This window comes from Methanogenium cariaci JCM 10550, assembly GCF_001315945.1.
Lineage (GTDB): Archaea > Halobacteriota > Methanomicrobia > Methanomicrobiales > Methanomicrobiaceae > Methanogenium > Methanogenium cariaci.
Window position 1 is genome coordinate 20,536 of the sequence record NZ_BBBG01000015.1, and the last position, 25,565, is coordinate 46,100.

A 25,565-nucleotide genomic window follows, 5' to 3' on the forward strand; every position below is an offset into this window, starting at 1 on the left:
TAAGAGTAATCCCCCCCTTGCAACAGCAGATAAAGACGGTGTCCCCCCCAATGTAGCACCCATGGGTGCAAAGGCACTTGCGGACTCGGAGACGATTCTTGTGATGGACAACTTCATGCAGAAGACGGTCGCAAACATCCGGGAAAACCCGAAGGCTGCGATTTATGTCTGGGGGGGAGAGGGTGTGAAGGGCTGTTTCCAGGTTCACGGGGATGTCACGTATGTGAATGAGGGAGAGCAGTTTGAGGCATTCCGCAAAGAGACCCTCGCCCGAATGCCAAATGTACCGGCAAAGGGGATGCTGGTCATTAAAATAACCGATGTCTACACCTGCGCTGCAGGACCGGGTGCCGGCGATAAGATCGTCTGAAACCGGTTGAAAATCAGAATAAATCCTATTTTTTGCAGCACGGTACGCATTTGTATGAATGGTGCCCGGTTCCCGTCAGGACCGGCGGGGGGGATGAGGGAAGGTGAAAGAAATGTTGTTGTGTATCAGGTGCCTGCATGAATGCGGTGCAGAATTTCGATGAGCATCTTCACGTCATGGGGGGGCGGTTCATATCCGGCTTCATCCCAGAGTGCTGCTGTTTCCAGGGACTGATCGGATGTATTCAGGAGGGTGTCTGCGTTATCACCTGCATATTCGCGGATGATCTCTGTTGTCAGACGAACTGCGGTTATCTCATCCGGTTCGTCAGAGAGGGGGGGCATTTCGATGCACGGGCTGTTGTGCGGAACCGTTCGGGGGGGTCGGTGATCCGGTATCCGGTGGGGGGGTGTCTGCCATCCATAACTGACGTTTGTGTCATTATACTGACATTAGTGTCACCAGTATTTATTCATTACTGACAGGTGTGTCATTTATTGGGTGAGACCGCATATCTGTTCACTATGCCACGTGTTGCACCCGGATACAAAGAGGACGTACGGCGCCGTATTATGGAGGCAGCCCTGGAAGAAGTCAATGAACATGGTCTGCAGGCCCTCCGAATGGAGGATGTGGCGGCGCGGGTTGGTATCTCCCGTGCTACGCTCTATAACTATTTCAGTGACAAGGAAACCCTTCTCAAAGAACTTCTCCATGAAATGCAAGCGGAAGGGAAGGCCGTTCTTGAAGATATCTGTCTGGAGAAATCCTTTAAAGACAGTCTTTCCGTAATTTTTGAACTGATGGTGCTCTCGGTAAAAAAGATGCCGGGGGGGTTGAAGCCGAACTCTTCAGCATCGCCTCCCGGACACCGGAGATTCAGCAGTCAATGCATACGGCATATGATGATGCCCGTGCGCAGCTCTCTGAACGTATTAAAGAAGGACAGGACACCGGAGAGATCACTTCCCGCGGTGATCCTCTCCGCCTCGCAGATATTGTCATGTATGCTTTCGGGGGGGGCTGAAGCAGGCGACCATCTTAGGATCTGATACGGCTGTCCTGAAAGAACGCTGGAGTGCCATGACAGACATGATCTTTTTTGGTGAAGAACCGAAGGGCGACTGAAACAGACGGACATTTTTTTGCTCGCTGATACCCCGGTGATCATTTCCCCCCCACGGGAATATCCTGTCTTTAGTCCATACTGCCACTCGTAAACCCGTCCAGGTCGAGGGTCACGTGCCGGAACCCCAGCGTATGAAGCGCCCTGCTGATGGCATCACGGCGTGCAAAGATCTCTTCTGAGGATTCAGGATCTGTCTCAATGCGTGCCACATCCCCGTGGACACGCACCCGTACCTGCTGTGCCCCGGCAGCGAAGATGACCTCCTCGGCCCGTGCGATACGGACAAGGAGCTGCGGGTCCAGACACTCATCATAGGGAATTCGTGTTGCAAGGCAGGATGCGGAGGGCTTTGCGTATTCCGGTATCGAATGCATCCGTGCGATGGCCCGGATGTCATCCTTGGTGATGCCCGCCTCGACAAAGGGGGGGTGGGTGATGCCTGCTGCACGGCCGGTCTCGTAGCCGGGCCGGTATCCGGTGATGTCATCAGCGTTTGTCCCGTCTGCAATGGATACCAGGCCGTGTTCATCTGCCACCTCACGGAGAATCCGGGCACTCTGTTGTTTGCAGATGGCACACCGGTTCTTCGGGTTCATCCTGAATGCCGGGTTCTCCAGTATATGTGACTCCCGGACAAAGAGCCGGAGGTTTTCCCGTGCGGCAATGCTGCGTGCAGTGTTTTCTTCGCATGGGGGGGAGGAGAGGGCCTGTTATCAGGCAGCAGGCGGAGTCATCGCCCAGCACATCACGTGCAACAACGGCAAGGACGATACTGTCAATGCCGCCGGAGTATGATACCAGCAGTGATTTTTTGTTTCTGATTACTGTTCGCAAGTGAGTGTAGCGTTCCGGTATTTGTTCTGGCATAATCTTATCCGCCCTCCGTGGATCTATCCGGATGATTTGATCCTTTTTGCTTTTTTTCCGGTAAAACCTGCCGCAGTATATTTTCTGGTGATCTGGCAGATGTTGTTCTGAACCGGATACATCCGTGAGGAATTATCTCCCATTTTCTCCTTTAAAATCTCATTTTGCCGAATTAAATCAACATTTTATGAACAAATCAATGTATCGGACTGATTAAGTATAATTGATTGATAAATCTTCGTTTTTTTCGCTTTTGAGTATAAAGACTTAAACAATTCGGGAAATAATATTTCTCTGATGAAAAAGAACCTGGTACTTCTTATGGCAGTCGCGGTGGTATGCGCGACTGTGTTCATCTGTGGCTGTACAGGGAGTGGTGAAACTCCTGTCGCCAATCAGACACCGGAACAAACCCCCCCTGAACAGACCGCAGCAGCGGAAGAAAAAATCACTCTGACAGTCTATCAGGCTGGCAGCCTTACCAGCCCAATGGAGGCAATGGAAAAAGCATTCGAGGCAGAACACCAGAATGTGGATGTCCAGCTCCACCCGGCAGGCAGCACCAAACTGGCAAAGGAAATCACCGAGCTGGACGCAGTTGCTGACGTGTATGCATCCGCGGACTACTCTTTGATTCCCAACATGATGATCCCTGACTATGCATCATGGTATGTGACCTTTGCAAAGAACCGCATGGTACTCTGCTACACCAACAAGAGTAACTTTGCTGATGAAGTCACCGCAGACAACTGGTATGAGATCCTCGCTCGTGACGGTGTGACCTGGGGCTTTTCCGACCCGAACCTTGACCCCCCCTGTGGCTACCGGTCCCTTATGGTTATCATGCTCGCTGAGTTCAACTACAATGACGCTATGATCTTTGACAACCTTGTGGGCGAATACTCACAGATCTACCCGACCGTTGCAGACGGTGTTGTCACCATTCATGCAAACGAGACTGCACCTGTTCACCCGATCACCATTGCCCCCCCAAGAGTGTGGAGTTAATTGCAGGCCTTGAGTCCGGAAACCTTGACTATGCATGGGAATACCGCAGTGTGGCAGAACAGAATGCCGACTCCGGTGTGCGCTATATCGAACTGCCTGAGGCTATCGATCTCTCATCCATCGCTTACAAGGATATCTATGCAAAGGTGCAGGTTGAATCCCTGGGCGGCATGAAGAAAGGCAAACCGATTGTCTACGGTGTCACCGTTCCAAAGACCGCAGACAACCCTGAAACAGGTGCTGAGTTTGTCGCAATGCTTGTCGGTCCAACCGGCCAGCAGATCATGGCAGATGCAGGTCAGCCACCAATCAATCCTCCGGTCGGGTTTGTTGACATCCCCCCGCAGCACTGGAGAGCCTGGTTGAGATGAACGCCTAATTTCTCTCCTTTTTTTAACCGGAGCAGATGAATGAAGAAACTATCGAAGGTTCCCGATTCCTGTCTGCTGTCGTTTGCCCTGATAGGCAGTATGATTGTTATTCTGACCGTTCTCGCCCTGCTCACGATTACCCTGAAACAGGTCACCGATCTTCCCTACTTCATCTCTGTTGCAACAGAATCAAAGGTCGTGGATGCCATCCTGCTGACAATGGTGGCGGGTCTGAACGCGGTCGTTTTGCTCCTGATCTTCGGTATCCCTCTCGCCTATATTCTGGCACGCACGGAGTTCAGGGGGGAAGGGTCTGGTGGAGAGCATCGTTGATATCCCCCCCGTGATGCTGCCGCATACCATTGCAGGTATCATGGTCTATATTCTCTTTATGCGCCGCGGTATCATCGGTGAACCCTTCTCCCAGATAGGCATCATATTTGAGGGTGCATATCCGGGTATCGTTGCGGCGATGTTCTTTGTCTCCTCTCCGTATTTTGTAAACGCGGTGCGTGACGGGTTTGAGAAGGTTCCGGTACATCTGGAGAATGCGGCCCGGACTCTGGGGGCATCGCGGTTTCAGGCATTCCGTCTGGTTGTTTTGCCGCTTTCCCTGCGGCATATCTTCAATGGCAGCATCCTCGCGTGGGGGGGACGTGGTATCGGTGAATTTGCGGCGATCATCATGATCGCGTATTATCCGATGGTCATATCGACCCTGATCTATTACAAGTTCACAACCGCAGGTCTCAGGGAGAGTACCGCCGTGGCGTTTGCCATGATTCTGGTCTGTCTGGTGGTCTTTGCCATCCTGCGAAGTCTGATGAAGAGAGTGGGGAAATACGATGATAGAGTTTGAAAATGTCTCGGTGACGCTGGGTGAGTTCCGGCTGAATGAACTGAGTATCCGGATAGAGAAAGGTGATTATTACTTTATAATCGGTCCGTCGGGTGCAGGAAAGACCATTATCCTTGAGGCAATCGCAGGCCTTCACCACCCGGATTCCGGGAGGGTGCTTATTGATGGAGAGGATGTAAGTGGGATTCCGCCGGAAAAACGAAAGATTGCGCTGGTCTATCAGGACTACTCGCTCTTCCCCCCCACATGTCAGTCTTCAATAATGTCGCATTCGGCTGAAGCTGCAGAAACTGCCGAAAGCGGATATCGTGAAACGGGTGGATGCGGTTCTTGGCCGGTTTGGCATTGCCCATCTCCGGGACCGTGCTCCCTATACGATGAGCGGGGGGGGAACAGCAGCGGGTGGCGCTCGCCCGTGCTCTGGTGACAGAACCGGATATCCTGCTGCTTGATGAACCGCTCTCCGCGATGGACCAGGTGAACCGGGACCGATTTGTTGCTGATCTGCGTGCCATCCACAAGGAAAACAATCTTACGATTGTGCATGTCACCCATTCCCGTGAGGAGGCGCTCTCGCTTGCCACTCGTGTGGCGGTCATCATTGATGGCAGCCTTGAGCAGGAGGGTGAGCGTGACGAGGTCTTCCGCAAACCACCGAACCGGAAGGTCGGCAGGTTTGTGGGGCATTGAAAATGTCTTTGAAGGAACGGTGACAGGCAGCGAGGGTTCGGTGGTCACGGTTGAAGGATGCAGCATCCGGACGGGTGATGCGATGCCTGAGGGCTGCCGGGTCTGCGTCTTTATCCGTGCCGCCGATGTCTCCGTGCGGCGTGCCGGTATGGTCGCGGATGCAGAATACAACTGTTTCCCTGCAACAATTACGGAACTGATTCCCCGTGAATCGTATTATCTGCTGGAGATTTCATGCGGCATCCGCCTGCACGCTCTTGCCACCGAACAGGAGATCAAAGAGAAGGGCCTTGCACTGGGTCAGGTAGTCTCAGTCTCGTTTTGTCCGGCAGCGGTGCATGTTACGCGGGAGGAGGAACACATTCCTTCTTTATCTCCATCTTTCTGAAAAATCGTTCGTGCCGGTCAGATTTGACCGGCGAAATATTCTTTTTGTGAAACGGGTATTTTCTCTTTCTGACTCTGAGGTTTCCTGAATCAGGGGGCTGGTGTCTTTTATCGAGGAATGTACTGCGATGTGAGAGAGTAATGTATCGCCTGATTGATAAGAAAAAAAATTGATTACTCTGTCCGTCCCTTACCTTCCCAGACGGCGGAGACCACGGTTTCAATGTTATCTTCGGTGTATTCTCGTGACCCTTTCTTCTCAATGCCCAGTTCAGTGACCACAATTGTCTGTGTGACATGGATTCCCAGTGACTCGGCAATCTTCCCGCCACACCGGACGGGACATCCGTCAAGGATGATTACCTCGTCTGCATTCTCTGCAGCTGATACGATTCCTTTTGCGCCGGTAGCAAGAAGGGCAATGCATGATGTCCCGCCGTAGCCTTCTTCTGTGAGCTGTATCGCAGCACAGTTGGTGAGCTGTCCGGTGTTTGCCACACCCGCACAGGGGGGGAAGATGAGGCGATTTACCGTTCCTTCTGCTGACTCTGCATCACTGCATGAGCACCCGCAGGAGCAGACCGGTTTTTCTGTCATATATTCACTCACTCCTTAAGATAGCCGGAAATTTCCTTCACATCTGCCACACGACCGGAGACCTTCAGTTCACCGTCAATGATGAGTCCCGGTGTGAGCATCACGCCCTTGTCCATGATCGCGTTGATATCCTCAACTTTGACGATCTCTGCTTCTGTTCCGGTCTCTTTCACTGCTTTTTCCACATTTTTCAGGAGGCGTTTGCATTTCATGCATCCGGTTCCCAGCACTTCAATTGTTACCATTTTTCTTCATCTCCGTTTGATATCCTTCTTATATTCTTCAAATACTGCATCTGCATAGGCTTCTTCGGCAGGTTTCGGCACATAGTTGTAGATTTTTACCTGCCTAAGAAGTTCGCTGCGGATTTTTGTGTCCTGTGACAGATCTGCATCTGCCACATCTTCAATGACCTGTTCCAGCATAGAGAGGCCGACAACGGTGTCTCCGACAGATATCTGCCGGATTCTTCGCATCGCTTCAGCCGCACAGCATGGTATATCTTTGTTCATTTTTTCACTGGTTTTCTCCTTCTATCCTAAAATTGTTCCATAAATGAGACCCGCTGCTGTTGAGAATGCTATCACCAGTGCAACATAGGCTGCCGTCTTCTTTGCACCCATAATCCGGGTGAGCACAAGAATGGAGGGCAGACTGATCGTCGGGCCTGCGAGCAGCAGGGCAAGCGCCGGGCCGCCTGCCATCAACCTTGAGTGTAGCCGAATGTCCCGCCGATGATCGGCACCTCAAGCAGGGTCGGCATGTAGAGTATCGCTCCTATGACTGCGCCCAAAAAGACCGAGCCGATGGAATTGGTTCCGAAGAAGGGCTGGAAGGTCTCAGGAGGCAGGAAGAATGCGATCACTCCGACAACGAATGTTCCCCCAACAAGAATCGGGAAGATCTTCTTTACCAGATCCCAGACTTCATATCCCCATTCGGTCACTTCATCGCGTTCATAGAAGTAGATGAGGAGAACAGCAATCACGAGTGTAAGGAGGTATACGACTGCAAGGCGCAGCACAATGTCCAGCGGTGAAGCACCGATGACGAGGACAAGGACCAGCATCACAAAGAATGCGGGGGGGTTCACCCAGCGCGGGCGCTCTTCTCCCCCGGTCGCCATCCCCCCCACCATCTGTGCTGCGGCAGCTCTGGCCTCTTTGTCGTGGTTGCGGAAGAGGGTTGCCATAATGAGACCGATGGCAATGGCCATCACAATGGCAAAGACCGCACGCGCAATGCCAATATCCACTCCCAGCACGGTTGCGGTGTAGATGATGGCAAGAATGTTGATCGCGGGGCCGGCATAGAGAAAGGCGATTGCAGGCCCGATACCGCTGCCTTTCTTCATGATACCTGCAAACATCGGGAGAATCGTACAGGAACAGACGGCAAGTACAATGCCTGATATCGATGCGATACCGTATGATACCGATTTCTTTGCATCTGGACTGAAATACTTCAGTATGGCGTCCTTTTTAACAAATGCGGCAATTGCACCTGCAATGAAGAATGCCGGTACCAGGCAGGTTACCGTGTGTGCGGCAAGATACTCGATGACGGCGTCCAGTCCGGAGATGAGTGCTCCGGTGATAATGTCTGTCATGGTTGGTCACTACTTGTTCAAATTTTGTTGAACTAATCTGGGCGATGATAATATATAAAAGTAATTCAAAAATTCTTGAACAATGGGTGGGGGGGCGGATGTGGCGGGGGGGTACTGCGCATACATTTACTGGCTGACATACTGAGGTAATAATAATGAAATTTTCATGCTGTAGTGAAATGCCCGCTGAGGCGCTGGAGACAATTGCCGGACAGGGAGGGTTGGAGGGCCTCCTTGCAGCCCTGCCGGACGATGCGACGATTGCACGGCTACGGACATTTCACCATGCCTGTGCGGATATATACCGGATAAAAATCCTTGAAATGCTCACGGTTCAGCCCCTCTGTGCCTGTATCATCCGGGAAGGACTGGGAATAACCAAGTCAAAACTCTCCTATCACCTGAAGATTCTCCAGGAGGCGGGATGATCACCGGTACTGCGAAAGGAACGTGGATTGTCTATGGACTGACTGAATACGGTGAATTCTGTTCTTCCCTGAATGCGAAGGTTGCTGAAGATCCAGCGAATGGTGATCGGGATGAATGAGTCGGAGTTTCGTGATATTGACGTCGTCTGCCGTGCAGCTGAAAACGAGCTGCGCCGCTGAAGTCCGCCCTCTGCAGGTGGGACGCCGGACGACAGCTTGGGATTATGTCTTCTCTCTTTTTTCCGTTCGATGTTATTCCGCCCGTTTTCCGGGTCGCATCCGCAGCCACCTGGGGAACTGAAGCCCGGTCTCAATGGCAATGCCCCCCCGGAATATCACGATGAAGCAGATGGCAACGACCGGCCAGTGGACCGCATACCGGGGGGGACGAGGTCAAGCAGGAGCACATAGAGGATTCCTCCAATGAGTACCGGGGTGACAAAGAGCTCTTCTGACGCAATCACCAGGGGTGACCTGCCGGTGAGGAGGTCCCGGATAATACCTCCCATGCAGGCCGTGACAAACCCCATAATGACCGCCACTTCCCCCCCCGTGTGGCCGAGTGCCAGTGTCTTGTCGATGGCAGCGACCGAGAAGAAGGCAACACCGATGGTATCCGCATAGAGAAGTGCTTTCCCCAGCCTCTCCCGGAAGAGTGGTGCAAAGAGGAATGCCACCAGCGATGCAAGAATGGCAAGCCAGACGATGGCAAAGTCCCCCCCGACCCAGAATACCGGTATGTTCAGAATGATATCGCGTACCGTCCCTCCGCCGATGGCCGTCACCACACCGAGTACGAGAACGGTGAAGATGTTTGCATCCTGCCGGGCACCTGCAATGACACCGGAGATGGCAAAGGCGGCGACACCGATAACAATAAGGACGACGGTTGGATCGATCATTCTGCTACGAGATAGGATGTATGGGATAATAAGACGTGTGCGGTCAGCCGTATGTGCGAATTATTTCGAAGTCAAAGGCAGCGTTATATCTGAATCCTGCCTATTAGTTGATATGAAAATGAAGATGAAATGGTTTGGCCTCTGCCTGCTGATGGTATGCTGCCTCGTAGTCCCGGTGGCCGCCGCGGACAGCAGTGACATACCGGCAATTACGGTCTCGGGCACCGGGTCTGTTACCACCGCCCCCCCGGATGAGGTAATCATCTCTGTTGGCGTTGAGACGACCAATACCGACCCGGTCACCGCCCAGCAGGAGAATGCAAAGAAGAGCGCTGCGGTCATCAGTGCCCTGAAAGGACTGGGTATTGCATCAGAGGATATTAAGACGTCCGGCTACCGGATGTACTCCCATACTCCCGATGAAGACAGTGTATTTTCCGGGGAAAAAGAGGTGTACGTGGTCTCAAATACCGTGACCGTCACCGATAACGACGTCAGCCGTGCCGGTAAGATCATCGATACTGCGGTGATGAGCGGTGCCAACAACGTGAATTCCGTCCGGTTTACCATCAGTGATGAGAAGGCACAGTCCCTGCGTGCACAGGCACTGATTGCAGCGGTTGCCCAGGCCCGTGGCGATGCAGATACCCTTGCAGGCGCTCTTGGTGTGAGCATCACCGGCGTGCATGACGTCACGACCTACGGCAGTTCAACCCCCCCGATAGCCTATGCGGATAACATGGCTGGCGGCAGGTGGAGTCGGCAAAGTTCTACGCACCCACACCCATTGAGGCGGGCACCCTTGATGTGACCGCAACCGTAAACATCGTCTACGCGATACAGAACTAAATTGAAAACCCCTCCAGGTTCTTTTTCCCTTTCCTTTTTTTCCTGCGGCAGGTATCCGGTGATCTGCATGATCCGAACGTGATCTGCAAACCATCTGCGCTGGTGGTAGCGAATATCTGTTGCCCTGTTGTAGCAATTTATACCTGACGAATGCAATTTTGGTTTCCTCCTCCGATAGGAAGATATGTACACGGGATAACAGATGCATAATGAACAGCAGACATTCCGGATATTTTTCACTGCAGGATTTCGATGTGTTCTGCCATCTTCCAGAGACAAATGAGTATGAGAAACAAATGCTCACCGAGCGTTCTGAGCAGTTTGTGGACGAGAAAGTAAAACCCCTCTACAAGGAACTGCGGGACGAACTGGGATTTCGCACGTCAAGAATCGGGTTTGACGACCGGAACTTCAGTTATGTGCACCTTGCGTTCTTTGATACACCGGCAGAGGAGAAGGATACCTTCCTGAATATCTTTATCGGAAAACGCAATATCCAGATTGTCACCAATACCGAATACCCGTCCAGTATCGGATCATTTTACGAGAATCTGAAGAAAGACCCCCCGAAGGTTTGACGCACTGGTGGCAGCCCTTCCCCCCCCGGACCGGCGGTTCACCTCCCGTCTCTATACCAAAATTCCCCCCCTTGGCCCGGTTGGATGGGATGAATATTACTTCCAGCTGGTGGTCAAGTTCAGTCAGAGCCAGACGTCTGCTGCCTCCATCATGAAACGTATTGACGGGGGGGTGCGGACCGGCTTTGATAAGGCGATGCGCAAAGGGCTGACGACAATGGAGATTGATCCCCCCCGCTACGGTGAGGAGGCGACTGCCTATTACAAATCATTCTATCAGGGCAGGGATGCGAAGAAGGTGCCGGAACCGGATGCCTTTATGACACTCAGGTTTGAGTACCTGATCCCGTTATCCGACATCCTGTCACTGGACCGGGATGCGGTTATCGCAGAACTGATGCAGTGTGCCGACCAGCTCCGTCCGTTCATCTCGTATGGGAATCGACGAAAATAGTTTTATTAATTTCTTTACTTTTATTTCAGAGATTTCCGATTTGGGTCAGTAGGCAGCCTATGATATCACATGCCTTTGGCATCATGGAGCGACACGATCTGAGATTTTCCCCCCCTTGTGGTATAGCACGGGACTTATTCCTTTTGCACTTGGTATTCGTACCAGATAAGCGAATAACAGACATTTTTTCGGATTGATTCTCCTGATATGGCGCAATACCATCTGCCGGGGGGGATGATTCCCGCATGAGAAGTGACTGAGATTCTCACTCTGGCATCCATTACTTCATCGTCACTGTCAGTGAAACGGAAGATTGTGCCCCCAGGGCCAATTAATGTACAGGAGAGTGAGTCATTTACCTCTTCCCACGAAAAGTCCAGAGAGGCCTGGGTTGTGCCGGCGGAAATATCCAGTGCATACCATGCACATTCCCCCCCCTCCCGCAACTGGCCACTTTGTTCTCCTCTTGTCGGGGGGGCATGATGGTGGCACATGGTACGACCTGCAGGCCTGCTTTTGGAAGGGGTGAAAATGGTTGGTACAGGATCGAGGACAGTGCAGACTGGTCGTATTCAATCCATACGATACCTTCATCCAGAATTGCCGGCTTCATGGAGGCGTGCCACTTTCCAATCCGTGTTGTTTGCGTCTCCAGGAGGTCACTGCAGAAAATCCGCCCGTCTTCAGACCATGCAACAATGGTATCGCTGATGATTGCGCCGGAACGACAGGCAGGCTCATCCGTGAGGATTGACCCCCCCCTCTTCGTTCGATGCGAGGTGAATCAATCCCTCATCCTCCCATATGGCCTTCCCTCCGTCGATGCGGGGGAAGGTCGCTGCTGACGTGGTGCCAAGGACAAACTGCCTCCCGGACACCAGATCCCGCGAGACTATTGAATACCCATCCTGGTCGGTTTTTTCAACCCAGATTACCGTGTTTCCCTCAATGTCGGGAGAGAAACAATCGGTTTTTCCGGTGGAAAGACCATACAAATTACCACTTTTTGTATTGTACATCCAGATTTCGCGTTCACCAACGAATCCCTCCTCCCAGACGATGCAGTATTCACTTAGGCGTGGATTTTGCTGGAATTTGTTCGTATGGAGCGCTGAGACCGTTCCTGTGGTAAAATTGTAGAGGATAATATCAGTTGAGGACCCACGTTCCTCCTCCCAGACTGCGAGATCGCCGTCGATATCAGGGGAGCGGGCATTGTTCGCACGGGGACGGATGAGGGTTTTTGTCTGTGATGTGATGTTGTATGAATAAACTGCACAGGGAACCCACGGGTAATATCCGGGGGGGTCAGGAAAAGAGAGTGGGGGGGTGCTTTCTATCCATAGAATGCGGTCTCCCCCGGCCGCCGGAGCGGATATGATATTATATGGGTGTGCAATCGGGAACGGGCCTTCTTCTCCAAAGGATATTGCTGTTCCAATTCCTGGTATGATGGCAGAGGCAACTACAAGGATTGCAAAGATTCTTGCAGTCTTCACTTGTTCCCCCTCTTCCAGAGCACCGCTGTTGCTGCGATGCCGGCACCCATCACTCCATACCCGATTATCGAGGCAGGGAGTACGCCCGCTCTGCTCTCTGCTGTCGTTTTCCCGGGCGAGGAGTGTTCTTCGCCGGTGAGTGTGGTGAGCCAGATACTGCTGCCTCCACGTAATTCGTCAATATCGGTGGAGATGAGATGATTGCTGTCGATATCCAGGTTTCCGCCGGATCGCGCAATGGTTCCGATAATTGTGCCGGTTTTTATGTCATACACCATGACCCGGCTGGAAGAGTCTGTATAACGTTCTGACCAGAAAATCCAATCACCGTTGGAATGCGGAGGTGAGCGGTGGGGGGGTGTTTCCGGGAGAGCGAGGGTTGTTTTCTCCATACCAGGAAGTGTCGTCGCCACGATCTCTACCTTGTACGGTCCGGATGTTTGGGCGTCTTTATAATACAGCGAAGCTACCACCATTCCACCGCCCACAGAGGGGGGGTGAGCGTATGATGCGCCGTCAGGAGGAGTGAGGGTGACCTGGCTGTGGTCGGCCAGCGAGTAGATGGTGATGGTATCGCAGTATCCTTCACCTGTAGTTCGCCATGCAACATACCCTTCGCCGATTACCGGTTCGATCTGGTAAACGGATTGTTTGCAGAGAACCTGCTGTGTCCTGTTCACGATGGAATAGAGAAAAATAGTATTTTTCACACTTTGTTTGTAATCGGATCCCGAAAACGCGATTAGGTCCCCCCCATCCATTACAATCTGGCCGATAGTACCACCATCAACAGGAAGTTCCTCGATACTTCCCGTCGAGATGGTATAGAGCCCAATAACAAATGGTGCCGTGTGCTCATCAGGACGTAATATCTTCCAGGCGATATGGTCTCCCGAGATGTCCATCATAAGGGTGAGGTAACGGCCCCCCCCTCGACGATCGTGCGCGTGGTCCCGGTCGGGATGTGGTACAGGAAGATGTTCGTCTCGTCATCCTCTGTTCTCTCGGCCCAAGTGACGTACTCGCCGTCAATGGCCGAACACCATATCACCGCGTCGTCGGTCGTATAGATGAGTTCGTCAGTTGTGGCAATCGTTCCATAATCTGTGGTATCAGCGTTAACCAGCTCCGGTTCGGTCGGCTGGCTGGATATCACCTTTGTTTCCTCCTGGAGCGTCTCCACGGTGATCACCGGGGGGGTCGCCGGCAGGGTAACACCTGTCTCGTAGAGGGTAAACGTTGTGGTGGCGGTGGTGGATCCGGAATTAAGGGTGAGGGCATATGTTTCGCTATCAAGTCCGCCTGTGTCGATATCGACATACCAGTAGTTGTGGGACCCTCCCTTCACGACTTCGACGGTTCCCGATTCCGCAACTTCATCTCCCTCACGGGGATTGGCAGAGGCCAGGTAAATTACGTAGGATATTTCGTGACCCGGCGGCAGATCGGTGGACCCCCCCGCGAACCGCAGGAGGTCGCCCGGGTGGCCGGTGGGTGTTTGATCGATCGTTATCCACGGTTCTTCCACGAGAAAAACCATCTTCGTTGCTCCATCGTCAACCTCAGGGCGGTCCAGAACTTCGGAGAGTGCCATGGCAGTGTCCGAATAGACCGTCTCGGGATCGTCGAGAGCAAAAAGGGGCATATCCTGGTAGTACACCATTGTATGATCATCATCGGTGACGGTATCGAGGGCAAATTTCCCATCGGGGCCTGTATCCTCAATGATCAGGAAGTACTGGCCTCTTGGAAGCCCAGACGTTGTTTCCGGTGGGAATAATTCTTCTGTAAATGTGCCGTCTGTTGTGGTGATGACCCGGCGGTCCTGATAGGTTCGGCCGATGATCCACACGGCGACCTCACCCGGATTGTCCGTCTGACCAGAGATTGATAGGGGGGGCAGCCCTTTTGGGAGAATCGGTGGGGGGGTTACTTGCGCTGTAAGGGCTGCAGCAGGAGTCACAGCCATGCACAGGATCAGGATGACAGCTGCACAGCATATTAAATTCAGGTGTTTTTTCTTCATTATCATCACATTCTATCAACCTTCCGGCAGTTTCAGCTTTCCAGGTCTTGTTGATAGGTATTTCTCATTGGGATATACCCTTTCTGTGAGAATCATCAACTCCCCGATATGTAGGTAGAAATGACGCCTGCTGTGATGAATGGGGGGGATCGTTCAAAGGGAGATGATTGTCACATATTGTTTATATGGTTCTCCGTTCATATCCTCTGTTGGGAGGTGTTGGGGATACCTGGTTATGTTCGGATCACACTGTTGATTCTGTTTCTTGTCGTCATTTTTCTTACCGCACCTGTGATGGCAGCCGGAATATATTCGGTGGAGGCATGGGATACTCTCCCTCCCGGGGGGGAATGAGATAGAATCCCTTCCCATATCGTGGTGGGAGGTTCCTCCTTTGGCATTTCTTTGTGTTATGGTCTGCCTGATGTGTCCCCCCCTGTTTTACCAACCTGTAATACTTCTCTACGCGGCGGGTGTATGGTGCACCCTTGGATTTCGCCGGGCGACACGCCAGGATGTACTGGCCCAGCCTGTCCGTGCGCAAGTATATGACTATATTAAGGTACACCCCCCCGGAACCCCCCCTTTTTCAGTTATTGCAGAAAAAAATGAAATCAACCGGGGAACTCTGCACTACCATCTGTATATACTTCTCCGGGAGGGCCGGGTCTCGGAGTGGAGGGAAGGGGGGGTCGTACAACCTATTTTGAAAACAATGGTACATATTCAATGGATGAAATGCGAATTTTATCACGTCTCCATTCGGGCACGGCGGGTGAAATTTGCAGGTTCCTTGCCCGGCGTAATGGTGCAACACGAACGGAGATTGCCCGTTGGATTGGTATTGCTCCCTCATCTGTCTCATGGCACCTGTCCCGCCTGAACAGCGGTGGAATAGTTGTTTCAGAAAAATGTGGCAGAAAGACGACGTACTGCCTCACGTCCGGTGCTCTCACTCTCCTTTGCACATGTCTGCCTGACAAAATGTATCCTATTGAATAGAATGTCAGGAAGTTCACACTGCGCATTCTATGGATTTCAGTATGAAGTCTGCATTGAATGCCCGGCAGATCAGAAGATGGTGAGGTAGGCATAATGTCTGCCCTCGCAGGATGTTCCGGCACATAAACCAATGACCTGATGATCGCCGAAATGGTTATAGTGTCAACATGCACATGTTGACATATGTCATTCCTGATGACCGACCGGCAGTTTGCGTTCTGGAGACTTCGTCGTGACGGCATTACCAACATCCGCATTGCAGAACAATTCCATATCTCCCGGCAGGCCGTCTCCAAAGCGCTCCTCACCATGGAGGGGGGGAAGATTGAAAAAACACTGCTTGAGATGGCCCATTCAAACCAGATCGAGGTGGAGAGATATAATGCTGAGAAGGGTGTTCTCTTTGGGCGTTCTGTTCCGTTCAATGCGAATGCCATCGTTTTCGTATCGGCCAGACACGGGGGGGTGCAGGTCTGGTACGAACATGAGGGGGGGACTGTGGTTCCTGTGCCCGCTACACGCAGTGTATTGAACTGCTCTGGGATTTTGCAGACGAGCTGAAACTCTCCCTCACAACGACGGATGATCCGACACGGATGGCCGACGAATTGTTTGCGAAGCTCAGGGAGATGGTCTGACGATGCCGTTTGACGATACACAGCAGGAATGCATGGATGGTGCCCGTGTGAACAGCAGGTGAGCGGAAGATGCCGGCAAAGACCGATTGTTGGAATGGATGATGGATCCGGCGGGGGGAACCGCACCAATTCCGCTGAGTTCAGGGGGTGGGAGCGTTATCACAACCAACTCCTCGTTGCAGCACTCATGGCGTCAGCGGTTGCAGTGACACTTGTTTATCTGACGGGAAGTATGCCTGGTTCTGTTTGGACCGCCGTTGCCATCAGTGCGGGGGCCGCTATCGGTCTCCTGGCGAATTATTCAAAGCGGTATGCAGAGATTTCCGCTGGTAAATGGCGAAGAGGGAATGTCCCCCCCGCAGGAAAACATCTCCGCTGGGGTCTGGTGCAGCTGTCGCTCTTCATCGTTTCCATCGTCTGCATGGCATGGTTTGTCCATGAGGGGGGGAGGGTTGATACCCTTGGGATGATTGCCCTTGGCGCTGCTCTCATCTACTGGGCTTCGCTTGTGATCACGGTTATCTGGGAACGGCGGCACAGTGCAGTCCTGATCAAAGAGTGGGGATCGTGGTATGCTGTGAATCCGTCAATGGCGGATGATTCGGTAATTGTTGAGACATTGTAGAATGGGAGGGATTTAATGACGAAATTTACTGATACAGTCCGTAGAAGTCTGGGATGGTGCCCCAATGCGGATGCCATCCGGCAATCCGGGTGTACAAAAACCGAACCGGGGTTTGAGAATGCATGGAAGAGGAATGGTCCTGATGCAGGACCGGTCCCGGAGCCTGCCCCCCCCAGCAGCAGAACACTCGGGATACCAGGAAAACATGCTGTTGATTCTTATTGCTCTGGGCTGGATCTTCCCGTTTTACTCCCATCATGAGTTCCTCCCGTTCCTCGTTGTTCTGAGCGCCGTCGCCGTCTATTATGATGCGCAGAACATTCATGCCGGGGGACAAGTTTGAGAAAGAGACGCTGTTTGGTGACGTCGTCGCCTGGCGGCCGCTGACCTGGGGGGCAGCAACGCTCGTCGGCGGGATCATCATCATGGTGATCTACCTCTTCCAGCGAAAAGAGATTTTTGTTGCGAATAACTGAAATGGAGAAATATCGATGATTGGATCAAAACTGAAAAAATATATGGGCTGGTGCCCGAACGACTGCCCCCGTGGTGGGTGCCGGGATGAGAATGGATAGTTTCATGGACACCGTACCATCCGGCCGTGGTGAATTGCGGGGCATCGATCTCAGCTGGTGGAACCGGTACCGCAATCAGGTGATGGGGATGGCAGTAATTCTGACACTTGTCGCCACGGTGTTTTCTCTCCTGTCAGCTGATTCATCGGGTGATATCCAGAAGGGAGTAACCCTTGGTATTATCGTTGGAATCTCAGTAAGTCTTGTTACTCTTTGGCATTCCTGGAAGAGGTATGACAGAATTGATGCCGGGGGGGAATTCATTGAAGTGCGTGAGACAAAAAACAGTGTATGCTTCGTCGTGTGGCAATGGTCATCATCTCAATCGTTTATATTGGTTGGATGGCATTCAATGCTGGCACCCATCTGATTCTTGCCACTTTGGTGGGTCTGAACATTCTCATGTGGGTAATATATTTCACGGTTTTTGTCTGGGAGGTACGCCATCATAAGGCAGTGATTGCAAAAAAATGTCTATGTACACGATTGATATGGAATAAGGATGCTGGTTGTATTTTTATCCGGAAAAAAACCCACTGATTCAATTTCTCTTCGAAACAGAGACTCCTACATCACCCTTTTATGTCACCCAATTCTCCCCCTCTTTGACCCTCTCTATGGGGGGGGAATCGGAAGGTAATCCGGACATATTTCCTGCTCTTTTTTCCTGCCGGAAAAATATGCATGTAATACCTTTTATTTGCTCAAATAGTGATTTATTGCAGACTATTTTGGGGTCGCTACTGACGGACATTTGGGGGGAGGATGTATGGGGGTGTCCCGGCTGAGATCCGCCCTCTCCGGGCTTCTGTGCGGATGTTTTTTTCCGGGGGCACAGATCCATTAAATGCTTATATATGCGTTGCTTTACCAGATTCCGGGATTTATGTCCCCCCCGGTAACCAAAATCGCAGACTTCAGCCTGAAGGGGCGAACAAACAGCCGATCGGGGCAGCCCGAGGGATGTTCACCGCTGCTCAGATAACCCGGTATACACAGGTCTTTCCTGACCGGTAGGCGAGTTCTATTCCCTCACACCCTGCAAGCGTCTCCAGAGCTGACCCGTACCTCTCTTGCTCTGTCTCTCCAACGAAGATGTAGCGCACATGATACTTTGCAAGTGGTTCCTGTGCACCCTCCGTATACATGCCGTCGCTGTCCGCACACCGCTGGTCAATATCCACCCCCCCTTTCCGCCCCCCCCACATCATCTCGTGGGTGCGCCAGCCAATAACCGTGGGCAGGCCGGTGAAGGCGGATACCCGTGACGAGTAGGAATACGCGTCTCCCGGTGCTTCCAGTACCACCTCCCCCCCGTTCTTCGCCGTCTCCCGGAGCCAGCACAGTGCGTTGTATTCGTCCGGTTTCTGTTCTTTGAGCCATGCACTGCCGTCAAGCGTCAGCGTTCCGGTCTCGCCCATGTAATTCGTATTGGGCATCGATACCAGCGTTCCCAGCGGATGAATCACTGCGATGACGATCAAAACGACTGCCCCTGCCACCAGTACCCGGTTCTTTATCCGGAAGAGAAAATATGCAGACGCAACCCCCCCCAGAACACCCATGCCTGCAGATAGAATTTCATCACCGTGTTCATACGCTCATACGGGGGGGAGCCGTAGGGGGGGTCGTTGATGAAGAATACTTCACAGAACAGAATCATCATCAGGGCGATGCCTGCAAGAAGAGCGGGGTATTCTTCATGAAACCATGCCCGGTAAAAGAACGGAATGGCAAGGAGCGCTGCTATCGCCAGCGGGAAGTTCAGGAGAAAAGCGATTGCCACGACGACGATGGCCGATATCGCGATGAGACCATCCTTCCGGGAAAAGGTATGTGCGTCTATGAGGTATGCTACCGATATGAAGGTGAATACCCCCCCGAAGATGAGCAGAAACCCGGATACATCCGTTCTTTGCAGGGGGGGATCAACAATGCCCACCAGCCCCCCCACAAGAAGCGATGCTGCAAAGATGCAGCCTGCCAGTCCGATGACATACAAAAATGCCTTCTTCTTTGTTGCAGCATAGGCAGTCCAGGCAAGCAGGAACAAAGATACCGGAAGGTTCCAGGCGTTCAGGCCGACAAGGAAGCCGGTGACGACGAGAGCTGCTGAAAATGTTGTCCATGAAAACTGTTTTGACAACGCGAGACACAGCCCGATAAGGGTCAACAGAAAAGGAATCGATATGAAATGGGCATGCAGGTCTCCCTGAAGAAAGACAAAGAACGGGTAGAAGTCGATCGTATGAGGAATAATTCCTGTTGCGTTCGTGAAGTCGAACGCTGAAAACCATTCGATCAGCGATCCCGGAAAGTTCTGGAACCATGGGTTATCAGGTTCACTCAGGTATGACACGAGCTGCATGAACCCGGCCGGAAATCCGGAGACCATGGTCAGAAACGCTGCCGCAAAACCGTAGAGCCGTCTCTCTGTCAGGTTGAGGCCGAGGCCGAACGCTGTCTGCACGCCGATGGCAAAGAAGGCGGCGACGGCAAGGTTGTAGCCGACTGCCGCCTGCACACCGGAAAGCACGACAAGGACAGCGGTGGCCAGGTGTCCGAGGTAATAGTAGGTCAGACCCGTACCGGCAAACCAGGGGGGGTCCAGGAGGGGGGGAGGGAGTCGGTTTGCACGATCGTCTGGAGAAATGCGGCGTTCATGAAATCTTCTGAATACCCGAAGAAGATCTCCGGTTTATGCATGAGAAAGAGTGTCGCGAGAAGAAATGTTCCGACAAATACTCCTTCCTGCATCAGCATATCCCGGTCTATCTTTTGGTAGCAGCAGCGGAGGTCTGCGATGAAACGATGCCCTGCGTCGCTTCTCAAAGACAAATCCTGCCGGTCATGGCGGTGCAGATATATGATGAATGCGGCCAGAGAAGCGAGACCGAGCAGACCGATATATATGCCTGCAATGAACGGCACCAGTCGGACAAGCGAGAGCAGCCCGGCAACAAGGGTGATGACGATGATCCCCACCGGCCGGGCAAGCGAGTAACCACGGTCCCGGAGGTTTCCGGTTAGAGACAAAGCTAACGGGAACGCGAGCAGACCGATTGCTTCGAGAACGATCAGAAAAACCAGGACGTCCATTTTTTCACTCTGTTTATGGGGGGGATGGACACCGGATGGCATCCGTGACTTCCCGTCTCAGGAGCTGAAAGGGGGGGAGAATAATGATCTGGGGAAATTTTTCACGGCGCATTCGCTGAACGATTTGCATGCATATCTTGTGGTTGGAACCCTGCCGCTCAGTGCAGGGATCATATCTGCCTGAAAAACAGGTGGCGATTGCCATCGGGTTCAGGAGTATTCATCTGCCCGTTTTTTGATCTTCTGGTTGACGTTGGGGCTGTTCTCCATCCGGTGCCAGTCGTCCTTGCTCATGCCCATGAAAAAATCGCATGAGCGGCACTTGAGCCAGATCTCGTACTGATCCGGTTCTTCCGCATGCAGTTCCGGTTTCCCGCACTTTGGACAGGTATATACTGCTTCCTTCATTGCAACACCCTATAATATATTATAGGGTAATTGCGGCGGTTAATAAATCTCCCGTTTTTATTTGTCATATCGAACTATCCTTTTGTTCAGGACTATTTCATCGGCTCAACCTGAAGAATGATGATAGTGTTCAATGAAGTGGTGCTCCGGTGATAATGGTATCTCGGTGGGGGGGAACCTGTGCACTTTTTATTCCTGTTTCAGTGCAGCACGCTGTGTCAAAAGAAATGCCTGCAGGTCATCCAGTGTCTTTGGGATGCACTCGTGGACAACCATCGAAGGAGCTGCTGTTTCCAGCATGTTCCGGGCCTGTGTGAGGGATAACGGCCGGTGCTGGTCGGTGAGTACGGCGTGCTGGAAGCGAACGCCTCCTGATCGTGGCGCTGCATGGTGTGAAATCCGTTCGGGATGCCCCGGCGGATGCGTTCCTGCCGAAGAGAGTGTGAGCCGCTCCAGTGGAGGTGGACGACATCTATTCTGTTGAGTATCTCCGGGGGGGCAGGGTTTCGATGCAGTCACAGACGGCGGTGATGCACTTGTCCTCTCTGTCAGAGGAGGCGATGCAGTTCATAAGATGGCCGGTGTCGAGCACAAATCCGTAGTTGGAAAACTCTAAGAGATCCATGAAACGCAGACAGGCATCCGGGTCGGTGTAGGTGAGACCCGGATACCAGAGGTTCTCAAACTGCAGGCGGACCGGTGACTCCTTGCCGGGGGGGAAGGCGGAAACCAGTTCGTTCAGAAACTCTGCGGCACGCTCCAGTACATACCAATCGTCCTTCGCATAGGTTTGGGTGAGCATCTCTGCGGTGTGGTAATACCCGAGGTGGTACACCGCATAGCCTGCGTGAAGCCGGGCGGCCCGTTCGAGCTGAAGTTGCAGGGCCGTATACAGGTCGGGGGGGAGTGTGCTGCAGGCAAAGAACGGCGGTTCAAACCGGATGGGGGGGATCTCACCGGGGGGGTTGGCTTTGCCGTTCCCACCGTTTTCTTTTGTCTCTTTCTTCTCCTCCAGCATCTCCAGCCAGCCGGAGTGAAACGGGAGGTGGACCCCCCCTTTCACCAACCCCGGGGGGGGAATATCCGACGGGGGGGCACGTCCTCGTAGCCGGTGTAGAGTTCCACACCATTCAGACTGTTTTTCTGACAGAATGCTGCCACATCTGTCCATTCTCCCCCGAAGAGGCTGCGGCCCCCCCACGGGTAGGCGGTGAGGCTGATGAGTTCGGTGTAGGGCGTTCGCATGAAAGATTCCTGTGCAGGAGAGGTTGGCGGTCACAGGGAAAAATGGGGGGGTGGTTTTGGCGGTGGTGCGGGAATGTGATTCGATTTTCAAGCCGCGTTCAGTTCTCCTGCAGCAGACAGCAGTATTCAACTCCTGCCCAGTAGCCTTCTCCCGGCAGCAGTATCTCGGTGAGTACGATCACTTCGTATTGGCCTGTTGCCGGATTATAGCTATAGAAAGAGACGGGTGTCTCGGGTGTGGTGGAGATGTTTGCGATGGGGGGGACCGGATGACAGCGGCAGCCGATCATGTTCCATCCCGCTGAGAGGTTCTGCTGATAGCAGGTCAGGGGGGGGATACCGGTCATATTCATGGTGCAGGGTTTGTTTGCCGCGATCCAGTAGCCCTTGCAGGTGCAGGGCGAAGCGGGGGGGTCCGTACGTACGTAGGTGCCGTTCTTGGTATCATAGCCGTACATCCCCAGCACCGCATCCGGGACGGTGATGGCGGTGATGGTTTCAAAGGGTGATGAGATCATGTTCCAGCCGGGGGGGACAAGGCCGAGCGAGAGGGTCTCTTCAGCGGATGGGGGGGGTCCTGCCGGGACGAGACTCGTCCAGTTCTGGTTGTATATCCGGGAATCCGAGAGACCAATGATCGATTCCGGAAGGTCTGCTTCTGTCAGAATAACCGAGATCTCCTTTTCAGCAGTATCAACAGTGGTGTTGGGGATTATGTCCCAGTATGTGCCGTTTGTAAAAAAGAGCATGAGCAGTGATTCATTCACTGATCCAAGATCCGCGTCGTCATATTCCATCTTGAGATCACAGGATGAGTTGTAGAATGATGGCACTCCTGAAATTGTCATATTAACGCCGGTCACCGAGAGGGCATGATGGATTGTCTGGTTGCCTTCCGGTCCGGGTGAAGGAACCGGTGCCGTAGCCAGTCCGAGATTCCACCGGTGCATGAGATGGCCGTTGTATTCCCATCGAGTGCGTCGAAGGTGACATTTTCTACATGAAGGGTTGTTTCGGCAAAAAGGGTGTCCCCCCCCTGAGCCTGCAATCCGGGAATCAGTTATGTTTACCCCCCCGCTGCTTGCCATAGCCAAAATAGCACTTCCGCATTTTTTTCCGGAATTTTGTAAGAATGTGGCGTTTGTATATGAGGCATCTGTATTCTGGCAATAGACTGCACCACCTCTCGACAATGCGTTATTCGATGAGAAGATGGTGTCTCTGAATGTTGTTTCTGAACCGATGCAATATAGCCCCCCTCCTTCTATCGCCCAGTCGTTATCGGATACGGTGGTGTTTGTCATTGTCAGATTTGATCCACCGATGAATGCCCCCTCCTCCCCAGTCAAACGCTCTGTTGCCGGACAGTGATGAATCACTGATGGAGATATTTGAACCCGAAATGTATGCTCCTCCACCGTATGTTCCGGTATTTTTCTCAACTACGGTGTCCATCATTGTGATGTCAGAATCCCAGGCCAATAGCCCTGCACCATAGAAGTCCACAACATTACCCAGAATCGCCGTATTTATCGTCCTGACGGTGGAAAATCCGAATGCTGCCCCCCCACCGCTCCCATATCCTGCTCCGTTGCCTTCAATAGATGTATTAACGAGTGCGACATCAGATCCGTAGAAGGCCGCTCCTCCACAAAATCCGGGAAGAATATCATTTCCGGAAATCATGGTATCGGTGATTGAGACCCTGCATCCGAAGAAATATGCCCCCCCTGCACCCTCATTGCTATTGTCTATGCCGCTCATTCTGTTAGACCAGATACCGGAGTCTGTGATCTCTGCATCCACACTCTGGAAACAGGCCCCCTCCTCCAAAGGATCCCCCTATGTTTTCGGAAATGGTGGTGTTCGTAAGGTTTGTATCACCATTACAGAATGTCACTCCCCCGCCGTCTCCGTACATAATACTGTTTTCAGTAAACAGAGTGTTTGTGATAACCGAATCTGTTGCATCAAAGTATGCTCCTCCGCCATGCAGGTCAGCGGAATTTTCTGAAAATGTGCAGTCCTGCATCTCAACGCCGGATTCCTGAATGTAAGCCCCCCCGCCGCCGGATGCGCCTGCATAATTGTCGGAGAAGGCACATCCGGTGATGCGTATGTCACTGACATAGGCGGCAAACAGGCCACCGCCATATCCGGGAATCTGATAATTGTCACCCACGGTGTTTCCCGAGAAGGTGCACCCGTCAATCGTCAGCCGTTCCAGCGGCGTTTCGTTTGTCCCCATCGCAGAGACACCGGCACCGTTCCCTTCCGTAACCGAGGTGCCGGAGATATTCAGTCTGGAGAGCGTTGCATTATCCCCCCCGGTGATCGTAATCGCAGGGTGGTGTTGACCGGTGACGTCAGAACCGGCTGCACCGGTGATCCCTCCCACCGTTGGATGGTGACATCGGCCGCGGTGATGGAAAACCCGCCTTCATAGGTGTGCCCCCCCGGTATGCCCCCCCAGACGTGGATCATGTCCCCCCCCGTCCCGATCTCGGGAATCATGCCGATCTCGGAGTAATTCCCGGTCCCGTTGTTCACTGGGTTGATGGCTGATACCCACCATTCCGTAGGTGGGGAACTGCATCGATGCTGCTGTCGGCACGCATCTCCGGCACAAATGTGATTGCCGGGGGTGCGTGCACTGGCCATTCCCGCGTCTCCAGAGTGACCCGCATCGCTTCAATCCGTTGTCTGAGTTCTTCCTCCGGCAGGGCCCGGAGTTCCTCGTACAGAGGTGAAAGACTTCCCGAGGCATTGCGTGCCGCTTCCCATGCCGCCCGTGTGTCCGGGTATTCGTATCCATTCGCATCCGGGCCGACTGCGATGGTTCCTACCGGCAGGAGCATGGCTCCCGCGATACCTATGCAGAGCACAATGCGGATTGTCTGCAGTGTGCTGACTGTGAATTTCATTAACTCTTCCCCCATAAGCAGAATGGTACGGAAAAACGCAGGTTTTCCCTGAATTCTGCAACGTCTCTTCCGGTCATGTTGCCGGGAATGCACCGGATACAACTGCGGGAGCTCTCACTGTTTCAGAGGATAATGGTTTGGGGTGCCAAAAATAATTCAGCCATCTATTGTGGCTTGTATTCCGAAAATATAGATAATTATTGTACATCTGGTCATCAGGAATGGTTCAGCCGGCAAATGCAATTTTTCTGTAACAAATGATCGTTCTGTTGTATTTCGGGTAATAAACCCGCGTCTGCGGATGCGTGTCAGTCCGTGTCGATACGATCTGATTTGAGATCTCATTTTCCATAGCCGCGGACCGGTCCTGCCGGTCAGTTCCCCCCCGGTGGTGCCATACTCCGGATCCGGGCTCATGATGGTGTT

41 protein-coding genes and 2 pseudogenes are annotated in these 25,565 nt (G+C 52.7%); 20 read left to right on the forward strand and 23 right to left on the reverse strand.

What is annotated here, in order from left to right; genetic code table 11:
- The first annotated feature begins 61 nt into the window (after positions 1 to 61).
- The gene (locus tag JCM10550_RS11670; RefSeq protein WP_245619117.1) at positions 62 to 370 is read left to right on the forward strand and encodes a pyridoxamine 5'-phosphate oxidase family protein; all 309 of its coding nucleotides are present in this window, start codon (positions 62 to 64) and stop codon (positions 368 to 370) included.
- Positions 371 to 495: 125 nt separating this feature from the next.
- Here JCM10550_RS11670 and JCM10550_RS11675 read toward each other — a convergent pair whose 3' ends face one another.
- Complete coding sequence (locus tag JCM10550_RS11675; RefSeq protein WP_062399361.1) at positions 496 to 714, reverse strand: hypothetical protein; 219 nt, start codon at positions 712 to 714, stop codon at positions 496 to 498.
- A 180-nt stretch (positions 715 to 894) separates the two neighbouring features.
- On the opposite strand from JCM10550_RS11675, the gene JCM10550_RS11680 reads away from it, so the two are divergent.
- Entirely contained in the window at positions 895 to 1,422 is a 528-nt protein-coding gene (locus JCM10550_RS11680) for a TetR/AcrR family transcriptional regulator (RefSeq protein WP_157200212.1), read from the forward strand.
- 145 nt (positions 1,423 to 1,567) lie between these two features.
- Here the strand turns inward: JCM10550_RS11680 and JCM10550_RS11685 are convergent, their stop codons facing one another.
- Both JCM10550_RS11685 and JCM10550_RS11690 read right to left on the reverse strand, forming a co-directional pair.
- Complete coding sequence (locus JCM10550_RS11685) at positions 1,568 to 2,095, reverse strand: hypothetical protein (RefSeq protein ID WP_218185197.1); 528 nt, start codon at positions 2,093 to 2,095, stop codon at positions 1,568 to 1,570.
- Entirely contained in the window at positions 2,037 to 2,366 is a 330-nt protein-coding gene (locus JCM10550_RS11690; RefSeq protein ID WP_157200213.1) for a hypothetical protein, read from the reverse strand. Before JCM10550_RS11690 ends, JCM10550_RS11685 begins: the two co-directional genes overlap by 59 nt.
- Positions 2,367 to 2,663: 297 nt before the next feature.
- Between JCM10550_RS11690 and wtpA the strand changes: the two genes are divergently transcribed.
- The 7 genes from wtpA to JCM10550_RS23160 are packed head-to-tail and all read left to right on the forward strand — an operon-like array spanning position 2,664 to position 5,682.
- Positions 2,664 to 3,374 (forward strand): tungstate ABC transporter substrate-binding protein WtpA, encoded by a 711-nt coding sequence (gene wtpA, locus JCM10550_RS25145; protein WP_062399369.1) that lies wholly within the window; start codon positions 2,664 to 2,666, stop codon positions 3,372 to 3,374.
- Entirely contained in the window at positions 3,365 to 3,745 is a 381-nt protein-coding gene (locus JCM10550_RS25150; protein ID WP_062399370.1) for a substrate-binding domain-containing protein, read from the forward strand. Before wtpA ends, JCM10550_RS25150 begins: the two co-directional genes overlap by 10 nt.
- Before the next feature lie 39 nt (positions 3,746 to 3,784).
- Positions 3,785 to 4,078, forward strand: coding sequence for a hypothetical protein (locus JCM10550_RS23145; RefSeq protein ID WP_245619119.1), 294 nt, complete (start codon positions 3,785 to 3,787; stop codon positions 4,076 to 4,078).
- Positions 4,062 to 4,604, forward strand: coding sequence for an ABC transporter permease (locus JCM10550_RS11705; RefSeq protein WP_245619121.1), 543 nt, complete (start codon positions 4,062 to 4,064; stop codon positions 4,602 to 4,604). Before JCM10550_RS23145 ends, JCM10550_RS11705 begins: the two co-directional genes overlap by 17 nt.
- On the forward strand, positions 4,591 to 5,031 hold the full coding sequence (locus JCM10550_RS23150) for an ATP-binding cassette domain-containing protein (RefSeq protein WP_062399372.1): 441 nt from the start codon (positions 4,591 to 4,593) through the stop codon (positions 5,029 to 5,031). Before JCM10550_RS11705 ends, JCM10550_RS23150 begins: the two co-directional genes overlap by 14 nt.
- Complete coding sequence (locus JCM10550_RS23155) at positions 5,007 to 5,294, forward strand: hypothetical protein (protein WP_245619123.1); 288 nt, start codon at positions 5,007 to 5,009, stop codon at positions 5,292 to 5,294. The genes JCM10550_RS23150 and JCM10550_RS23155 overlap by 25 nt, the downstream gene beginning before the upstream one ends.
- Positions 5,281 to 5,682: a hypothetical protein gene (locus JCM10550_RS23160; protein ID WP_062399376.1), complete on the forward strand. Its 402-nt coding sequence runs from the start codon at positions 5,281 to 5,283 to the stop codon at positions 5,680 to 5,682. The genes JCM10550_RS23155 and JCM10550_RS23160 overlap by 14 nt, the downstream gene beginning before the upstream one ends.
- A gap of 173 nt (positions 5,683 to 5,855) precedes the next feature.
- Here the strand turns inward: JCM10550_RS23160 and JCM10550_RS11725 are convergent, their stop codons facing one another.
- From JCM10550_RS11725 to JCM10550_RS11740, 4 genes and pseudogenes are all read right to left on the reverse strand, one after another.
- Positions 5,856 to 6,278: a putative zinc-binding protein gene (locus JCM10550_RS11725; protein ID WP_083475484.1), complete on the reverse strand. Its 423-nt coding sequence runs from the start codon at positions 6,276 to 6,278 to the stop codon at positions 5,856 to 5,858.
- A gap of 8 nt (positions 6,279 to 6,286) precedes the next feature.
- The gene (locus JCM10550_RS11730; RefSeq protein ID WP_062399378.1) at positions 6,287 to 6,523 is read right to left on the reverse strand and encodes a thioredoxin family protein; all 237 of its coding nucleotides are present in this window, start codon (positions 6,521 to 6,523) and stop codon (positions 6,287 to 6,289) included.
- Positions 6,524 to 6,529: 6 nt separating this feature from the next.
- The gene (locus tag JCM10550_RS11735; protein WP_062399380.1) at positions 6,530 to 6,790 is read right to left on the reverse strand and encodes a hypothetical protein; all 261 of its coding nucleotides are present in this window, start codon (positions 6,788 to 6,790) and stop codon (positions 6,530 to 6,532) included.
- 21 nt (positions 6,791 to 6,811) lie between these two features.
- Positions 6,812 to 7,887: pseudogene (locus tag JCM10550_RS11740) on the reverse strand (permease).
- 155 nt (positions 7,888 to 8,042) lie between these two features.
- On the opposite strand from JCM10550_RS11740, the gene JCM10550_RS11745 reads away from it, so the two are divergent.
- Positions 8,043 to 8,315: an ArsR family transcriptional regulator gene (locus JCM10550_RS11745; RefSeq protein WP_157200214.1), complete on the forward strand. Its 273-nt coding sequence runs from the start codon at positions 8,043 to 8,045 to the stop codon at positions 8,313 to 8,315.
- Between the two features lie 335 nt (positions 8,316 to 8,650).
- On the opposite strand, the gene JCM10550_RS11750 is transcribed toward JCM10550_RS11745, so the two are convergent.
- Positions 8,651 to 9,217 carry a trimeric intracellular cation channel family protein gene (locus tag JCM10550_RS11750; RefSeq protein ID WP_062399382.1) on the reverse strand — a complete coding sequence of 189 codons (567 nt, stop codon included), beginning with the start codon at positions 9,215 to 9,217 and terminating at the stop codon, positions 8,651 to 8,653.
- Positions 9,218 to 9,341: 124 nt separating this feature from the next.
- Between JCM10550_RS11750 and JCM10550_RS11755 the strand changes: the two genes are divergently transcribed.
- The 3 genes from JCM10550_RS11755 (at position 9,342) to JCM10550_RS11765 (ending at position 11,098) form a co-directional block, all read left to right on the forward strand.
- On the forward strand, positions 9,342 to 10,028 hold the full coding sequence (locus JCM10550_RS11755; RefSeq protein WP_172673880.1) for an SIMPL domain-containing protein: 687 nt from the start codon (positions 9,342 to 9,344) through the stop codon (positions 10,026 to 10,028).
- Positions 10,029 to 10,275: 247 nt separating this feature from the next.
- Positions 10,276 to 10,644: a hypothetical protein gene (locus JCM10550_RS11760; protein ID WP_062399386.1), complete on the forward strand. Its 369-nt coding sequence runs from the start codon at positions 10,276 to 10,278 to the stop codon at positions 10,642 to 10,644.
- A 7-nt stretch (positions 10,645 to 10,651) separates the two neighbouring features.
- Complete coding sequence (locus JCM10550_RS11765; protein ID WP_062399388.1) at positions 10,652 to 11,098, forward strand: hypothetical protein; 447 nt, start codon at positions 10,652 to 10,654, stop codon at positions 11,096 to 11,098.
- 134 nt (positions 11,099 to 11,232) lie between these two features.
- On the opposite strand, the gene JCM10550_RS11770 is transcribed toward JCM10550_RS11765, so the two are convergent.
- Positions 11,233 to 11,592 (reverse strand): hypothetical protein, encoded by a 360-nt coding sequence (locus tag JCM10550_RS11770; protein WP_157200215.1) that lies wholly within the window; start codon positions 11,590 to 11,592, stop codon positions 11,233 to 11,235.
- A 41-nt stretch (positions 11,593 to 11,633) separates the two neighbouring features.
- Between JCM10550_RS11770 and JCM10550_RS18930 the strand changes: the two genes are divergently transcribed.
- Complete coding sequence (locus JCM10550_RS18930) at positions 11,634 to 11,852, forward strand: hypothetical protein (protein WP_157200216.1); 219 nt, start codon at positions 11,634 to 11,636, stop codon at positions 11,850 to 11,852.
- On the opposite strand, the gene JCM10550_RS11775 is transcribed toward JCM10550_RS18930, so the two are convergent.
- The 3 genes from JCM10550_RS11775 to JCM10550_RS11785 are packed head-to-tail and all read right to left on the reverse strand — an operon-like array spanning position 11,836 to position 14,623.
- Positions 11,836 to 12,597 (reverse strand): hypothetical protein, encoded by a 762-nt coding sequence (locus tag JCM10550_RS11775; protein ID WP_062399392.1) that lies wholly within the window; start codon positions 12,595 to 12,597, stop codon positions 11,836 to 11,838. The genes JCM10550_RS18930 and JCM10550_RS11775 overlap by 17 nt on opposite strands.
- On the reverse strand, positions 12,594 to 13,505 hold the full coding sequence (locus tag JCM10550_RS11780; RefSeq protein ID WP_062399394.1) for a hypothetical protein: 912 nt from the start codon (positions 13,503 to 13,505) through the stop codon (positions 12,594 to 12,596). The genes JCM10550_RS11775 and JCM10550_RS11780 overlap by 4 nt, the downstream gene beginning before the upstream one ends.
- Positions 13,502 to 14,623: a hypothetical protein gene (locus JCM10550_RS11785; RefSeq protein ID WP_157200217.1), complete on the reverse strand. Its 1,122-nt coding sequence runs from the start codon at positions 14,621 to 14,623 to the stop codon at positions 13,502 to 13,504. The genes JCM10550_RS11780 and JCM10550_RS11785 overlap by 4 nt, the downstream gene beginning before the upstream one ends.
- Positions 14,624 to 15,808: 1,185 nt before the next feature.
- Between JCM10550_RS11785 and JCM10550_RS11800 the strand changes: the two are divergent.
- From JCM10550_RS11800 to JCM10550_RS11815, 5 genes and pseudogenes are all read left to right on the forward strand, one after another.
- Positions 15,809 to 16,263 (forward strand): annotated as a pseudogene (locus JCM10550_RS11800) (hypothetical protein).
- A 28-nt stretch (positions 16,264 to 16,291) separates the two neighbouring features.
- Positions 16,292 to 16,888: a hypothetical protein gene (locus tag JCM10550_RS11805; RefSeq protein WP_157200219.1), complete on the forward strand. Its 597-nt coding sequence runs from the start codon at positions 16,292 to 16,294 to the stop codon at positions 16,886 to 16,888.
- 142 nt (positions 16,889 to 17,030) lie between these two features.
- Complete coding sequence (locus JCM10550_RS11810; RefSeq protein ID WP_157200220.1) at positions 17,031 to 17,231, forward strand: hypothetical protein; 201 nt, start codon at positions 17,031 to 17,033, stop codon at positions 17,229 to 17,231.
- Complete coding sequence (locus JCM10550_RS18940; RefSeq protein ID WP_157200221.1) at positions 17,212 to 17,364, forward strand: hypothetical protein; 153 nt, start codon at positions 17,212 to 17,214, stop codon at positions 17,362 to 17,364. Before JCM10550_RS11810 ends, JCM10550_RS18940 begins: the two co-directional genes overlap by 20 nt.
- Before the next feature lie 103 nt (positions 17,365 to 17,467).
- Positions 17,468 to 17,833, forward strand: coding sequence for a DUF1673 domain-containing protein (locus JCM10550_RS11815; protein ID WP_218185198.1), 366 nt, complete (start codon positions 17,468 to 17,470; stop codon positions 17,831 to 17,833).
- Between the two features lie 607 nt (positions 17,834 to 18,440).
- Here the strand turns inward: JCM10550_RS11815 and JCM10550_RS11820 are convergent.
- The 4 genes from JCM10550_RS11820 to JCM10550_RS11840 all read right to left on the reverse strand — a co-directional run bounded on the left by JCM10550_RS11820 (position 18,441) and on the right by JCM10550_RS11840 (position 20,970).
- Positions 18,441 to 18,965, reverse strand: a complete 525-nt coding sequence (locus JCM10550_RS11820; RefSeq protein WP_157200223.1) for a hypothetical protein — start codon at positions 18,963 to 18,965, stop codon at positions 18,441 to 18,443.
- A gap of 14 nt (positions 18,966 to 18,979) precedes the next feature.
- On the reverse strand, positions 18,980 to 20,044 hold the full coding sequence (locus JCM10550_RS11825; protein WP_245619138.1) for a DUF2298 domain-containing protein: 1,065 nt from the start codon (positions 20,042 to 20,044) through the stop codon (positions 18,980 to 18,982).
- A complete protein-coding gene (locus JCM10550_RS11830; RefSeq protein ID WP_083475482.1) occupies positions 20,041 to 20,604 on the reverse strand; it encodes a DUF2298 domain-containing protein in 564 nt (187 codons plus the stop codon). Before JCM10550_RS11830 ends, JCM10550_RS11825 begins: the two co-directional genes overlap by 4 nt.
- A gap of 168 nt (positions 20,605 to 20,772) precedes the next feature.
- Positions 20,773 to 20,970: a hypothetical protein gene (locus JCM10550_RS11840; protein WP_062399416.1), complete on the reverse strand. Its 198-nt coding sequence runs from the start codon at positions 20,968 to 20,970 to the stop codon at positions 20,773 to 20,775.
- A gap of 166 nt (positions 20,971 to 21,136) precedes the next feature.
- Between JCM10550_RS11840 and JCM10550_RS19755 the strand changes: the two genes are divergently transcribed.
- Entirely contained in the window at positions 21,137 to 21,454 is a 318-nt protein-coding gene (locus JCM10550_RS19755) for a hypothetical protein (protein WP_218185199.1), read from the forward strand.
- Here JCM10550_RS19755 and JCM10550_RS11845 read toward each other — a convergent pair.
- The 7 genes from JCM10550_RS11845 to JCM10550_RS11875 form a co-directional block, all read right to left on the reverse strand.
- Positions 21,443 to 22,033 (reverse strand): TIM barrel protein, encoded by a 591-nt coding sequence (locus JCM10550_RS11845; RefSeq protein ID WP_062399418.1) that lies wholly within the window; start codon positions 22,031 to 22,033, stop codon positions 21,443 to 21,445. The two genes, JCM10550_RS19755 and JCM10550_RS11845, sit on opposite strands and share 12 nt — an antisense overlap.
- Positions 22,030 to 22,215 (reverse strand): hypothetical protein, encoded by a 186-nt coding sequence (locus JCM10550_RS19760; RefSeq protein ID WP_062399420.1) that lies wholly within the window; start codon positions 22,213 to 22,215, stop codon positions 22,030 to 22,032. The genes JCM10550_RS11845 and JCM10550_RS19760 overlap by 4 nt, the downstream gene beginning before the upstream one ends.
- 98 nt (positions 22,216 to 22,313) lie before the next feature.
- Positions 22,314 to 23,165 carry a hypothetical protein gene (locus JCM10550_RS18950; protein WP_245619125.1) on the reverse strand — a complete coding sequence of 284 codons (852 nt, stop codon included), beginning with the start codon at positions 23,163 to 23,165 and terminating at the stop codon, positions 22,314 to 22,316.
- A gap of 328 nt (positions 23,166 to 23,493) precedes the next feature.
- Positions 23,494 to 24,021, reverse strand: coding sequence for a hypothetical protein (locus JCM10550_RS11865; protein ID WP_172673877.1), 528 nt, complete (start codon positions 24,019 to 24,021; stop codon positions 23,494 to 23,496).
- On the reverse strand, positions 23,984 to 24,613 hold the full coding sequence (locus JCM10550_RS11870) for a right-handed parallel beta-helix repeat-containing protein (RefSeq protein WP_062399428.1): 630 nt from the start codon (positions 24,611 to 24,613) through the stop codon (positions 23,984 to 23,986). The genes JCM10550_RS11865 and JCM10550_RS11870 overlap by 38 nt, the downstream gene beginning before the upstream one ends.
- Positions 24,514 to 24,765 (reverse strand): hypothetical protein, encoded by a 252-nt coding sequence (locus tag JCM10550_RS19765; RefSeq protein ID WP_172673884.1) that lies wholly within the window; start codon positions 24,763 to 24,765, stop codon positions 24,514 to 24,516. The genes JCM10550_RS11870 and JCM10550_RS19765 overlap by 100 nt, the downstream gene beginning before the upstream one ends.
- Positions 24,762 to 25,139 carry a hypothetical protein gene (locus tag JCM10550_RS11875; protein WP_157200229.1) on the reverse strand — a complete coding sequence of 126 codons (378 nt, stop codon included), beginning with the start codon at positions 25,137 to 25,139 and terminating at the stop codon, positions 24,762 to 24,764. The genes JCM10550_RS19765 and JCM10550_RS11875 overlap by 4 nt, the downstream gene beginning before the upstream one ends.
- Positions 25,140 to 25,565 lie beyond the last annotated feature (426 nt).